Origin of the sequence: Luteimonas suaedae (genome assembly GCF_008312895.1) — a bacterium.
Classification (GTDB): Bacteria; Pseudomonadota; Gammaproteobacteria; order Xanthomonadales; family Xanthomonadaceae; genus Luteimonas; species Luteimonas suaedae.
Map to the genome: position 1 here is coordinate 26,947 of NZ_VSSP01000012.1, position 12,997 is coordinate 39,943.

Sequence of the window (12,997 nt, forward strand, 5' to 3'; positions counted from 1 at the left end):
AATTCCGGCGGCCGGCGCGTCTGCCGGTCCAGAATCGCGGTATCCACCGGATCCTGTCGGCACCCGCGGCATCGCGCGCATGGCGCGCTCCTACGCGGATCATTCCCCGGCTTTCAGCCGTTCCGCGAAGGCCTCCAGCGCCGACGCGCCGACCACGTCCTCCGCCAGCAGCGGCAGCTGCTGCAGCGGCAGGTCCGGCAGCGCCTCGCGCAGGCCATGCAGATGCGCCTCCTCCTGCATCCGCCGGCCGGCGAGGAAATCGCCGGCGTCCGCCGGCGCACGCTTGTTGACGACCAGACCGCCGACCTGGACGCCGGCCCGCCGCAGCTGCGCATGCAGCTCGATGGTCTCCAGCACCGGCAGGCGCTCGGCCGCCAGCACGATGACGAATGCGGTGTGCGCGTCGTCCGCGAGCACGGCACGCAGGTGCTCGAACCGGTGCCGGCGACGGTGCAGCACCTGGCGGATGCTCTGGTCGCGGTCCTGCGCCGTATCGACGCGCTCGCCGCCCAGCGCGCGCGAGGCGATGCCGTCGTCGCTGCCGAGGTTGCGCAGCGCGGCGCCGAAGCGTTCGCTGCGTTCCTGCCGCCGCAGCAGGCCCTCGGTCCAGGCCGACATCATCTCCGGCAACGCCATCAGCCGCGCGGTATGCCCGGACGGCGCGGTGTCGAACACCAGCAGGTCGTAGTCGCGCGGCGCCTGCTCGACGAGTTCGGCGATGCGCTCGAGCAGCGCCGCCTCGTGCATGCCCGGCGCCTCGCGCGACAGCGCCAGGTGCTTGTCGACCTCGCCGGACAGGTGCGGCGGCATCAGCTGGCGCAGGGCCTGTCCGACTTCGTCCAGGTGCGCGCGCACGGTGGCCTCGGGATCGATCTCGAGCGCGTCCAAGTCCGCGGCGACGCGCACCGGCGCCGGGCCGATCGCGCGCTGCCACAGGTGGCCGAGGTTGTGCGCCGGATCGGTCGAGACCAGCAGCACGCGCCGGCCGGCACGCGCCTGCGCCAGGGCCACGGCCGACGCCATCGTGGTCTTGCCCACGCCACCCTTGCCGCCGAAGAACAGCACGCGGCGCGATGCCGCCAGGTTCAGCAGCACCCGACGTGATCCAGCGGCGAGCGCTCCATGCCCATGCGCCGGTGCCAGTCGTGGAAGCGCTCGTACATCACCGGCATCAGCTCGAGCGTGTACCAGGTCGCCGGATTGGGCACGCCCAGCGACTCGGCGAATACCATCAGCATGAACAGGTCGTCCTCGTCGCGCTGCGCCCGCGCGAACGTGCGCCGGTACGGTGCGACGTAGAACTCGCGCAGGCCCGCCGCGAGCCGGGCCAGCGCGGAGGCCTTGTCCCCGCCCGGCGACATGGCTCAGCCTTCCCCGGCCTCGACGGCCTCGGCAGCATCCGGATCGCGGCCCCTGGCCATCGCGATCACCGCCTCCAGCGCCACCCATAGCGCCGCGATCAGGATCACGATGTCCATCCCCAGCAGCAGCCAGTTGCCGTCGTCGTAGAACGTACCCAGCTGCACGATCAGCGCGTACAGCGACATGACCAGCAGGAACGCAAGCGGCACCATGGTGAAGATCGGGTTGCGGCCCTTCTTGATCAGGATCACCGAGACGATCGCCAGCGTCAGCGCCGCCAGCAGCTGGTTGGTGGTGCCGAACAGCGGCCAGATCACCATGCCGCCGCTGCCGTCGGCGCCGGCGCCGAACGCCAGCGCCATGCACACCGCCAGCGCCACCACGGTGCCGAGCAGCGTGCCCACCTTGACGCCGGCCAGCTCCGCCGCCTCCTGCACCACGAAGCGCTGCAGGCGCAGGCCGGTGTCCATGGTGGTGGCGGCGAACAGGATCGCCATGGTCGCCAGCATGGTCGCGCCGAGATTCTCCGGCAGCCCGAGGCCGGACGTCAGCAGCGCCTCGCCGCCGTTGACGAAGGCGGTGACGTTGCCGCCGCCGAAGCTGCTGTAGACCGCCTGCCAGTCGACCAGGGTGGCGAAACCGGCGGTGCAGCAGATGATCGCCGCCAGCGACAGCATGCCCTCGCCGACCGCGCCGAAGTAGCCGACGAAGCGTGCGTCGGTCTCCTTGTCCAGCTGCTTGGAGGTGGTACCGGAGGCGACCATGCCGTGGAACCCGGACACCGCGCCGCAGGCGATGGTGACGAACAGCAGCGGCACGATGCTCGGCGTGCCCGCCGGCACCGCGTCGTTGAACGCCGGCGCCACGATCGTCGGCGAGGCGATCAATACCGCCGCGTACAGGATGCCCAGGCCGATGAACAGCTGCAGGCCGTTGATGTAGTCGCGCGGCTGCAGCAGCACCCACACCGGCAGCAGCGAGGCGATGCCGGCGTACAGGAACAGCAGCACGATCCAGAACGACTTCGCGCTCATGCCGAGCACCGTTTCCGGCAGCGCGATCGGATACTGGCTGCCGAACAGGATCAGCGCGTAGAGCACCACCACGCCGCCGATCGACGGCCACAGCAGCCCCATCTTGACCCGGTAGATCAGCTGCCCGATCACCAGCGCCACCAGGATCGCGCCCCAGACCGGGATCACCGCGGTCGGCGTGGACACCAGCAGGTTCGAGATCACCACAGCGAACGCGGCGTTGACCATCAGCAGCAGCAGGAAGATCACCACCAGGAACAGGTTCCGTCCGCGGCGGCCGATGTAGCTGCCGCTGAGCATGCCCATCGACTTGCCCTTGTTGCGCACGCTGGCCCAGAGCGCGCCGAAGTCGTGCACGCCGGCGAAGAACACGGTGCCGAACACCACCCACAGGAACGCCGGTCCCCAACCCCAGATCACCGCGATCGCCGGACCGACGATCGGCGCCGCGCCCGCCACCGAGGTGAAGTGGTGGCCCCACAGCACGAAGCGGTTGGTCGGCACGTAGTCGACGCCGTCGCGCAGGGTATGGGCCGGGGTGCGGAAATCCGCCTCCAGCCGGTAGATCTTCTCGGCGATGAACTTCGAATAGAAGAAGTAGCCGAGCGCCATCACGCCGAGGCCGACGAGCAGCAATACGATCGCATTCATCCAGGCATCTCCGGTAGCGTCCGGCTCGGCGCCGGCATTCGGCAGCATGAAAGCTCCGGCCCGGGAATGGAAGGATTCGGCGGCGCCGGGCCGGCGGATTACGACTAAAGTCGTACCGGCCGATGCGGGGCCGCTGCGTGGGTGAGGCCGCATTCATTCGTTTGCACCCTGGTTTCGCGGGCGTGGTGCGCGCCTGCGAAACACACATCGCGTTGCCGGGCTCCCCCGTAGGAGCGCGCCATGCGCGCGATGCCGCGGATGCCGGCGGGATCCGGTGGATGCCGCGATCCCTGCCCGGCAGGCGCGCGGGTCGCCGGAATTCACGGGCGGCGCCCATGCCCGCGGCATCGCGCGCATGGCGCGCTCCTACGAAGGTAGGGACGACTGCTCCGGGTCAGGTGCCAAGCAACCGCAACAGCAAGCCGGTCAGGTAGGCGCAATAGGTTCCGAGCGCGTAACCCAGCACCGCCAGCAGCACGCCGACCGGCGCCAGCGCCGGGTGGAACGCCGCCGCCACCACCGGCGCCGACGCGGCGCCGCCGATGTTGGCCTGCGAGCCCACCGCGAGGAAGAACAGCGGCGCGCGGATCAGCTTGGCGACCAGCAGCAGCAGACCGGCGTGTACCGAAATCCAGAGCAGCCCCAGGGCGAACAGTCCAGGACGGTCCAGCAGCGCCCCCAAGTCCATGTGCATGCCGATGGTGGCCACCAGCACGTAGAGCATTGCCGAGCCGATCTTCGATGCCCCCGCGCCCTCGAGCGCGCGCGCGCGGGTGAAACTGAGCGCCAGACCCACGGTGGTCGCGAAGACCACGATCCAGAAGAAACCGGAAGTCAGGCTGTAGTCCTCCAGGCGCCAGGAGGCCGGCAGGCTCGCGATCCAGGCCACCAGCGGGTCGGCGAGGAAATGCGCCAGTCCGGTCGCGCCCAGCCCCACCGCCAGGATCGCCATCAGGTCGGGCAGGGAGAGCACGCGCGCGTGCTCCGCCTGGTAGGTCTCGATGCGGCGCTGGAGGTCGTCGATCGCGGTGGTATCGGCCCGGGTCCAGCGATCGAAGGCGGCCGCGCGCGGCGCCAGGAACAGCAGCACCGCCATCCACACGTTGGCGACCAGCACGTCGACCGCGACGAACTGGCCGAACAGGTTGTCCTCGACCTCGAACACCTCCTTCATCGCCGCCTGGTTGGCGCCGCCGCCGATCCAGCTGCCGGCCACCGTGGTCAGCCCGCGCCAGGTCTCGCCGGCCACCGTGGGCGGATGCAGGATGCCCATCGCCATGAAGGCCACCACGGCGCCGAGCATCACCCCGGCCGTGCCGGTGAGGAACATGATCACCGCCTTCGGCCCCAGCCGCAGCACCGCGCCCAGGTCGATGGCCAGGCACAGCAGCACCAGCGACGCTGGCAGCAGGTAGTCGCGCGCCACCGGGTACAGGTTCGAAGCCTCGCCGTCGATCAGGCCGATGCTGTTGTAGACCGCCGGCAGCAGGTAGCACAGCAGCAACGCCGGCACGTAGGTGTAGAACTTCTTCCAGAAGCCGGTGGTGCGCGAGGCGGTCCAGAACACGACGCCGAGCGTCAGGGCCAGCAGGCCCATGACCGCGGCGTCGTTGGTGATCAGTGCGGCGGTGTCATTTGGCATCGGCTCGGTCTGCTCCCTGGCGCGTCGATTGGAAGGTTCGTTCTCCCTCTGCCCCCCACGGGGAGAGGGCCTGGGTGAGGGGTAGCCGGATCCGGTCCTGTCTCACGACCTGGACCATTCGAATGGACAGCTGGTCATCCGAGCTCATTCTCGTGCGTCCCTGCTGGCGTTCCCGCTCCGTCGTCCCCCCCACTCCTCCTCTCTCTCCGCAAGCGGGGGAGAGGAAGTGGGAAGCGGGTCTATCGAGCAAGATGCTGTTCCAGCCAGCTGTTGACCGTTTCATGCCACAGCACGCTGTTGTTCGGCTTGAGCACCCAGTGATTCTCGTCGGGGAAGTACAGCAGCTTCGACTCGATGCCACGGCGCTGCAGTGCGGTGAACGCCATCAGTCCCTGGTCCACGGGCACGCGGTAGTCCTTCTCGCCCTGCACCACCAGCATCGGCACGCGCCACTGGTCGACGTGCCGGACCGGGTTGAACTTCTCGTAGGCCGCCATGTTCTCGTACACCGGACCGCCGTTCTCCCATTCGGTGAACCACAACTCCTCGGTCACGTAGCCCATCGAGCGGGTGTCGAACACGCCGTCGTGGTTGACCAGACACTGCCACGGCTCGTTCCAGTTGCCGGCGATCCAGTTGATCATGTAGCCGCCATAGCTGGCGCCGAGCGCGCAGGCGCGGTCGCCGTCGAGGAACGCGTACTCACGCTGCGCGGCGGCCCAGCCCTTCTGCAGGTCCTCGAGCGGCTTGCCGCCCCAGTCGCCGCTGATCGAATCGGTGAAGTCCTGGCCATAGCCGGTGGAGCCATGGAAGTCGATCATCACCACCGCGTAGCCCTGGCCGGCATAGGTCTGCGGATTCCAGCGATAACTCCAGCCGTTGCCGAAGCTGCCCTGCGGGCCGCCATGGATCAGGAACGCGACCGGATACTTGCCGCCCTCCTCGTAGTTCCAGGGCTTGACCACGTAGCCGTGCACGGTGTCGTTGCCGGCGCCGCGGAAGGTGAACTGCTCGTATTCGCCGAAGGCGACATCCGGCAGGCGTTCCTCCGCGGTCGGGGTGATCTGGCGCGGGTGCTGCGCGTCGGGCGTGGCGGTGTACAGCACGTCGCCGCTGCGCATCGAGTTGCGCGCGAACATCAGCGTCTCACCGGCCAGCGCGTACGACGACACCGTGCCGTCGCCGACCAGCTTCGTCACCTCGCCGCTGTCGATGTCGATGCGGAACAGCGGGTACTCGCCGGTGTCCTGCGCCGCTGCGTACAGCGCGTTGCCGTCCGCGCCCACCTCCAGGCTGCTGGGCGAGCGATCCCAGTCCGGGGCGATCTCGCGGGTCTCGCTGCTGGCCAGGTCCATCGCCATCACCGCGAAGCGATCGGACTCGAAGCCAGGCCGCTGCATTGCGCGGTAGAACAGCGTGCCGCCGTCAGCGCTGAACACCGGGCCGGCGTCCCATGCGGGATTGGCTTTGGTCAGATTGACCGGCGCGCCGCTGCCGTCGGCGTTCATGCGGTACAGGTCGAAGTTGGTCGACCACGGCTCCTCGCGGCCGGCCACCTTGACGCTGGCCACCACCGACGCACCGTCCGGCGCCCATGCGTAATCCTCGGCGCCGCCGAACGGCTTGGACGGGATGTCGCCGTCGAGCGATCCGCTCAGCGCCACCGCGGCGGCGACCGGCTCGCCGCCGGCGGCCGGCAGTTCGGCCGCGTACAGCCGGCTGCGGCGGCCGTCCTTCCAGGTATCCCAGTGGCGCACGAACAGCTGCTCGTACACCACGCCGCTGGCCTTGTCCTTCTCGCGCGCGTCCAGCCGCGCCTGGGTGCAGGCGAACACGCCTTCGGACGCATCGGCGCACTCGGCGAAGGTCTCGGCGCTGAAGGCGATGCGGGTGCCGTCGGGCGACAGCTTGTAGCTGCCGACGTCGAGCGCGAAACCGGTCAGCTGCCGCGGCTCGCCGCCGGCAGTCGGGATCGCGTACAGCTGCTGGCTGCCGCTTTTCGCGCTCAGGAAATAGACGGTGGCGCCGTCCGGCGAGAACGCAGGCGAATTGACGTTCCAACCTTCCGGCGTCAGCCGCTTCGGCGGCGCCATGTCGCGCGTGCGCAGGTCGCGCAGGTACAGCGCGCTGCTGGCCTTGTCCTCGGCGAAGTCGACGGTACGCTCGGCGAACACCAGCCGGCCGCCGTCGGCGGATAGCACCGGGGACGAGACCCGCGGCAGGGTTGCCAGGTCACGGGCCTCGAGCCCGCGCTGCGCCATCGCGACCGACGGCAGGGCGGCAAGCAGGCACAACGGCAGCAGGGCGGTACGCAGCGTCATCGCAGTCTCCGGATCGGGCAAGGCGCCGATGGTAGCCGAAGCTCCCGCCCGTGGCGCCGAAATCCCGTCGCTGCAGTGCAGCAGTCGTCTTGCGGGTTACCGGTATCCGATCAGCACCGCCACCACCAGCGCGATCGCCGCGGCGATGGTGAGCTTGACGATCAGCGGCCAGACAAAGCGGAACCAGCGGTCGTAGGGAATGCCGGCGATGCCGAGGATGCTCATCAGCACGATGTTGGTCGGCACGATCATGTTGGAGAAGCCGTCGCCGAACTGATACGCCAGCACCGAGACCTGGCGGCTGACACCGATCAGGTCGCCGAGCGGGGCCATGATCGGCATGGTGACGAAGGCCTGCCCGCTGCCCGACGGAATGAACAAGTTGAGCACGGTCTGCACCAGCAGCATGCCGACCACGGCGATCTCGGCGCCGACCATGGTCAGCGGTGCGGCCAAGGCATTGACGATGGTGTGCAGTACGTGGCCATCCTCGAGCAGCAGCGCGATCGAGCGCGCGAAGCCGATCAGCAGCGCGGTGGTGGCGAGCTCCGCGGCGCCCTCGGCGAAACGCCGCGCGGTGCCGTCCACGCCGAGGCCGCCGGCCAGGCCGACGAACACCGCCAGCCCGAGAAACAGTGCGCCCAGTTCCACCAGGTACCAGCCGCGCGTGCTGATGCCCCAGACCATCAGCGCAAGCGTGGTCAGGGCGGCCAGCAGCAGCATCAACTTGCGACCGCTCAGCGGCGGATATTCGGTCGGCGGCGCGTGCGCGACTTCGATGCCTTTCATCAGGCTGGTGTCCGGGTCGCGCTGCACCCGGCGCGCGTAGCTCCAGACGTGGTGCACGCCGATAGCCACGAACGGCACGAACAGCGCCAGCCGGAACTGCCAGCCGGAGGTCGGCTCCAGCCCGGCCACGCCCTGGGCGACGACGACGGTGAACGGATTGAGCGCGGCCACGCCGTAGCCGATGCCGTAGCCGCAGATCATGATCCCCATCGCGGTCATCACGTCCATGCGCATGGCCAGGCACAGCGCGATCAGCATCGCCGCGAAGGGGATGTATTCCTCGGCCACGCCGATCGTGCCCGAGCCGATCGCGAACACGCACATGCCGATCATGATCAGCAGGCCGGGGCTGTGGCCGACGCGCTTGAGGGTCCAGCCGAGGATCGCGTCGATCAGGCCGCTGGCGCGCAACACCGCGATCGCGCCGCCGACGATCAGCACGAAGAAGATGATGTCCTGCGCCGCCGCCAGCGCCCGCGGCACCACGGTGAACAGGGCCAGCGGCGACAGCACCGTCCGCTCCTCGACGTGCTGGTAGGTGCCGGGCACCACCAGCGCGTGGCCCTTCGCGTCCTCCACCGTCTCGAACTCGCCCTGCGGCAGCACCCAGGTCGACGCCAGCGCCACGATCATCATCACGAACAGCAGCACCAGGGTGTGGGGAACGCGCAGGAATCGGGACATCGGCGGGGTCCTGGTGGAATTCGCCGCAGTATAGGCGGGCGTGGAGATCTCCCGCCTGCGCCTCCGTAGGAGCGCCCCATGGGCGCGATACCGCGGGTATCCGATTGCAGGCGTTTTGCTCCGAGCTTTGGTTCGAGCATGCGCCGGGCCGGTTTTCGTCCTGCGATTCCGACACCCGCGGCATCGCGCCCATGGGGCGCTCCTACGCGCGCGCGCCGGACCCGTCGTCGCCCAGCGCGTCCGCAGGCTCGAGCAGGCGCGGGCCGGGGCCCTCCTCGCCCAGGGTGTCCTCGGGATTGCGCAGCGGGCATGCCTTCAACGACAGGCAACCGCAGCCGATGCAGCCGTCGAGCTGGTCGCGCAGCCGGGTCAGGCGGGCGATGCGGTCGTCGAGGTCCGCGTGCCAGCGCCGCGACAGGCGGCTCCAGTCGGCGGCGGTGGGCGTGCGGCCGTCGGGCAGCGTATCCAGCGCTTCGCGCACCGCCGCCAACGGGATGCCTGCGCGTTGCGCGACCTTGATCACCGCCACCCGGCGCAGCACGTCGCGAGGATAGCGGCGCTGGTTGCCGGCGGTGCGCAGGCTGTGGATCAGGCCCTTCTTCTCGTAGAAATGCAGCGCCGAGACCGCCACGCCGCTGCGCGCGGCCACCTCACCGACGCCGAGTTCGCGTGCCTTTGCGCCTTTCGTGCGTGTCGTCTTCATGCCGGGCCCTTGACCTCAATATTTGTTGAGGTTTTAACCTGCACGCTATCGCGATGCAACCCGAGGTCTCCATGCCCCCCATTCATCTCACCCTGATCTACGGCAGCAACCGCGAGCCGCGCCTGTGCGACACCGTGGCCGGCTGGGCGGCGGGCCAGGTCCGCGCGCACGGCGGCTTCACCCTGGACACGCTCGACCCGGCCGCGCTGCAGCTTCCCGCGGCGCTTGCGCGCACCCCCGACATGGCCACCGTGCGCCTGCGTCGGCGCATCCGCGCGGCCGATGCCTACCTGGTGGTCACGCCGGAGTACAACCACGGTTACCCGGCACCACTGAAGCAGCTGATCGATGCCGCCTACGACGACTGGCACGCCAAGCCGGTGGCCTTCGTCAGCTACGGCGGGATCTCCGGCGGCCTGCGCGCGGTGGAGCAATTGCGCCAGGTCTTCGGCGCGCTGCACGCGGTGGCGATCCACGACGGCATCGCCTTCGCCGAGGTCTGGCGGCGCTTCGACGCCGACGGGCGCCTGCGCGAGGCGGCGCACACCGAACGGGCGGCCCAGGCGATGCTGGCGCAACTGCACTGGTGGGCCGTCGCCCTGCGCAACGCGCGCGAAGCCACGCCGTATCGCGAGGCCGCGGCATGAACGGCGCGGCGCCTTCGACCCTGTCCGGCACCCTGCACGGCCGCGCGGCTCCCGCCTCGCGCTCGCCCGGATCGCGCCTGCTGCGGTGGTTCGAAACCCGTCTCGATCCCTTTCCCCCGCTGCCGCCCGCGCAGCCACCGCGCACGCTCTACGCGTTCTGCCGCCACTACACCCGCGGCGCCGGGAAATGGCTGCTGGCGATGGCGCTGCTGACCGCGGCGATCGCGATCGCGGAGGTGTCGCTGTACGCCTTCGTCGGCTCGCTGGTCGACCGGCTGTCCGGGCACACGCCGGCGACCTTCCTCACCGCCGAGGGCGGGCGCCTGGCGCTGATGGCCGCGGTGGTGCTGCTGGCGCTGCCGGTGCTGGTGCTGCTCAACTCGCTGGTGATCCACCAGACCCTGCTCGGCAACTATCCGATGCGGATCCGCTGGAACGCGCACCGCTACCTGCTGCGGCAGTCGATGGGCTACTTCCAGGACGAGTTCGCCGGGCGCATCGCCACCAAGCTGATGCAGACCTCGCTGGCGGTGCGCGAGACGGTGATCAAGCTGCTCGACGTCGGCAACTACGTGCTGGTGTATCTCACCGGCGCACTGATCGTCGCCGCCTCGTCGGACTGGCGCCTGATGCTGCCGTTCATCGGCTGGCTGCTCGGCTACGGCGCGTTGATGCGGCACTTCGTGCCGAAGATGGGCCGGGTGGCGCGGCAGCAGGCCGACGCACGCTCGGTGATGACCGGGCGCATCGTCGACAGCTACACCAACATCGCCACGGTCAAGCTGTTCTCGCATTCGCAGCGCGAGCAGGCGTACGCGCGCGAGGCGATGCACGGCTTCCTGACGACGGTGCACCGGCAGATGCGCTTGTCCACCTCGGTGCACGCGCTGAACTACGCACTCAACATGGCGCTGCTGTTCTCGGTGGCCGCGGTCGGCATCTGGCTGTGGCACGGCGGTGCGGTGACGACCGGCGCGATCGCGGTGGCGGTGGCGTTCGTGCTGCGCATCCTCGGCATGTCGCAGTGGATCATGTGGGAACTGTCGTCGCTGTTCGAGAACATCGGCACCGTGCAGGACGGCATCAATTCGATCGCGCTGCCGCCGACGGTCGACGACGCGCCCGGCGCGCCGGCGGCCGGACGCATGCGCGGCGACATCCGCTTCGAGAACGTCAGCTTCCACTACGGCAAGGGCAGCGGCGTGATCGAAGGTCTGGACCTGCACGTGCGGCCCGGCGAGCGGATCGGCGTGGTCGGGCGCTCCGGCGCCGGCAAGTCGACGCTGGTGAACCTGCTGCTGCGCTTCCACGACCGCGAGCGCGGCGCGATCCGCATCGACGGCGTCGACGTCGCCGAGGTGCAGCAGGACTCGCTGCGGGCGCAGATCGGCATGGTCACCCAGGACACGTCGCTGCTGCATCGCTCGGTGCGCGACAACATCCTCTACGGCCGGCCCGACGCCGGCGAGGCGGAAATGATCGAGGCGGCCAGGCAGGCGCGCGCGCACGACTTCATCCTGGAGCTGGAGGACGCGCAGGGCCGGCGCGGCTACGACGCCCACGTCGGCGAGCGCGGGGTGAAGCTGTCGGGCGGCCAGCGCCAGCGCATCGCCATCGCCCGCGTGCTGCTGAAGAACGCGCCGATCCTGGTGCTGGACGAGGCGACCTCGGCGCTGGATTCGGAAGTCGAGGCCGCGATCCAGGAGAACCTGTCCACGCTGATGGAAGGCAAGACCGTGATCGCCATCGCCCACCGATTATCGACGATCGCGGCGATGGACCGGCTGATCGTGATGGACCAGGGCCGGATCGTGGAAGACGGCAACCATGCCGCGCTGGTCGCCGCCGGCGGCCTGTATGCGCAGCTGTGGCGGCGTCAGTCGGGCGGGTTCATCGATTGCGGCTCGGCGTCGGCCTCCGCGTCGTCTTCCCCGTCCGTCTCCACCGAGCCGGAGGTGCCGGCACCGGCGCGACCGCTGCCGGCGGGCGGCGCCAGCGGCGAGAACACCAGGTCGGCCGCGGAATCGAATTCCGACAGCGGACTTTCGGCCGGACAGGTCTCGTCCGGGAACCCGTAGTTCTTGCGCAGCTCCAGGCCGCAGCTGTTGAGCGCCTCCAGGTCGGTGTCCGGCGCCTTGCAGCGGCTGTCGAAGGCGCGCACGAACGAATCGCGACGGCGTACGAAATCCTCGCCGCACTTGCGCATCAGGCGCAGCCGGTCGAGATCGTCCTGGGCCGGGTTCACCCCGTCCAGGCCGTACAGCTGCAGTTCGTCGCCGGTGAGCAGGCGCAGGTTGCGGTTCGGCACCGCCATCATCAGGTCGGCGATGGCCACCGCGGCGCCGTTGCGCTCCAGGTAGGCGCGGACCCGGTCGTAGACCGCGCGCAGTTCGGTGTTGAGTTCGACGCGGGTGGTGGCGGTGGAGCTCATACGGATGATGCGGTGGATGCCGACCTTGCCAGTGATCAGCCGGGTGTCGCCGGCGCCGAGCACGAACACGCAGGCGCTGTGGCAGACCGAACCCTCGCGCACCCAGATCGTCCAGCGCGACTCGGCGATGAAATCGCCGACCGCCATCGCGTCCTCGACCTGGCCGCCGGCCGAGTCGATGTCGAGCACGCGCTTGTCGATGCCGAGCTCGTCGGCGACCGCGGTGGTGCGCTCCATCAGCGCGGTGAAATCGGAAGTGACGCGCCCCTTGTAGCGCAGGCGTGCGACGCCGCGCTCCGCGCACGGCGCCAGGGCCGTGGTCACCGCCTCACGGTCCAGGTCCACCAGCGGTTTGCCGTCGCCCTGCGCCATGTAGTCGAGTTCGCAGCTGATCGAGGCCTCGCCGGCTTCGAGCCGCAGCGACGACCAGTCGGTCTCGCGTTGGGCTGGCGCGACCGGTGGAGGGGGCGTTTGCCCGGGCTCGACCGGCGCGATGCTGACGGCGCCACCCTCCTCGGGACTGGCCACCTCCTCGGTCTCCATGACCACCGTTTCCTCCGGCGGCACCGGCTGCTGCCGGCAGGCCGCCAGTGCGATGCACAGGCAGGACACGGTCAGCCAGGATTGCTTGGGCATGCGGCGTACTCGGGGTGGCGTTGCGGACGACGGTCACGCGAACCCGTAGTCTAGAGCCGCCCCGCGGGCGCGGGCGAACGCGCGGTGAACACCCGCC

General features: G+C 69.7%; 9 protein-coding genes and 1 pseudogene. 2 read left to right on the forward strand and 8 right to left on the reverse strand.

Annotated features, from left to right (window positions below):
- Nucleotides 1-99: 99 nt before the first annotated feature.
- From FXO19_RS15660 to soxR, 7 genes are all read right to left on the reverse strand, one after another.
- Nucleotides 100-1,095, reverse strand: a complete 996-nt coding sequence (locus FXO19_RS15660; RefSeq protein ID WP_149196055.1) for an ArsA family ATPase — start codon at nucleotides 1,093-1,095, stop codon at nucleotides 100-102.
- Complete coding sequence (locus tag FXO19_RS15665) at nucleotides 1,086-1,361, reverse strand: cory-CC-star protein (protein ID WP_149196056.1); 276 nt, start codon at nucleotides 1,359-1,361, stop codon at nucleotides 1,086-1,088. Before FXO19_RS15665 ends, FXO19_RS15660 begins: the two co-directional genes overlap by 10 nt.
- 3 nt (nucleotides 1,362-1,364) lie before the next feature.
- The gene (locus FXO19_RS15670) at nucleotides 1,365-3,095 is read right to left on the reverse strand and encodes a carbon starvation CstA family protein (RefSeq protein ID WP_223115524.1); all 1,731 of its coding nucleotides are present in this window, start codon (nucleotides 3,093-3,095) and stop codon (nucleotides 1,365-1,367) included.
- 346 nt (nucleotides 3,096-3,441) lie between these two features.
- Nucleotides 3,442-4,689, reverse strand: coding sequence for a DUF819 family protein (locus FXO19_RS15675; RefSeq protein WP_149196057.1), 1,248 nt, complete (start codon nucleotides 4,687-4,689; stop codon nucleotides 3,442-3,444).
- 239 nt (nucleotides 4,690-4,928) lie between these two features.
- Nucleotides 4,929-7,010, reverse strand: a complete 2,082-nt coding sequence (locus FXO19_RS15680) for a dipeptidyl-peptidase 5 (protein ID WP_149196058.1) — start codon at nucleotides 7,008-7,010, stop codon at nucleotides 4,929-4,931.
- A 96-nt stretch (nucleotides 7,011-7,106) separates the two neighbouring features.
- The gene (locus tag FXO19_RS15685; RefSeq protein ID WP_149196059.1) at nucleotides 7,107-8,483 is read right to left on the reverse strand and encodes a YfcC family protein; all 1,377 of its coding nucleotides are present in this window, start codon (nucleotides 8,481-8,483) and stop codon (nucleotides 7,107-7,109) included.
- Between the two features lie 202 nt (nucleotides 8,484-8,685).
- Entirely contained in the window at nucleotides 8,686-9,186 is a 501-nt protein-coding gene (gene soxR, locus FXO19_RS15690; protein WP_149196060.1) for a redox-sensitive transcriptional activator SoxR, read from the reverse strand.
- Between the two features lie 71 nt (nucleotides 9,187-9,257).
- Between soxR and FXO19_RS15695 the strand changes: the two genes are divergently transcribed.
- Both FXO19_RS15695 and FXO19_RS15700 read left to right on the forward strand, forming a co-directional pair.
- A complete protein-coding gene (locus FXO19_RS15695; protein ID WP_149196061.1) occupies nucleotides 9,258-9,833 on the forward strand; it encodes an NADPH-dependent FMN reductase in 576 nt (191 codons plus the stop codon).
- Nucleotides 9,830-11,740 (forward strand): annotated as a pseudogene (locus FXO19_RS15700) (ABC transporter ATP-binding protein); the annotation flags it as partial. The gene FXO19_RS15695 and the pseudogene FXO19_RS15700, both read left to right, overlap by 4 nt.
- Here FXO19_RS15700 and FXO19_RS19870 read toward each other — a convergent pair.
- On the reverse strand, nucleotides 11,710-12,900 hold the full coding sequence (locus FXO19_RS19870) for a COG3904 family protein (protein ID WP_187775812.1): 1,191 nt from the start codon (nucleotides 12,898-12,900) through the stop codon (nucleotides 11,710-11,712). The pseudogene FXO19_RS15700 and the gene FXO19_RS19870 sit on opposite strands and share 31 nt — an antisense overlap.
- Nucleotides 12,901-12,997: the final 97 nt, after the last annotated feature.

Coding starts and splice junctions, on each gene's coding strand:
- FXO19_RS19870 (WP_187775812.1), bottom strand. CDS start 12,900: ATGCCCAAGCAATCCTGGCTGACCGTGTCCTGCCTGTGCATCGCACTG.
- FXO19_RS15670 (WP_223115524.1), bottom strand. CDS start 3,095: ATGCTGCCGAATGCCGGCGCCGAGCCGGACGCTACCGGAGATGCCTGG.
- FXO19_RS15685 (WP_149196059.1), bottom strand. CDS start 8,483: ATGTCCCGATTCCTGCGCGTTCCCCACACCCTGGTGCTGCTGTTCGTG.
- soxR (WP_149196060.1), bottom strand. CDS start 9,186: ATGAAGACGACACGCACGAAAGGCGCAAAGGCACGCGAACTCGGCGTC.
- FXO19_RS15675 (WP_149196057.1), bottom strand. CDS start 4,689: ATGCCAAATGACACCGCCGCACTGATCACCAACGACGCCGCGGTCATG.
- FXO19_RS15695 (WP_149196061.1), top strand. CDS start 9,258: ATGCCCCCCATTCATCTCACCCTGATCTACGGCAGCAACCGCGAGCCG.
- FXO19_RS15665 (WP_149196056.1), bottom strand. CDS start 1,361: ATGTCGCCGGGCGGGGACAAGGCCTCCGCGCTGGCCCGGCTCGCGGCG.
- FXO19_RS15680 (WP_149196058.1), bottom strand. CDS start 7,010: ATGACGCTGCGTACCGCCCTGCTGCCGTTGTGCCTGCTTGCCGCCCTG.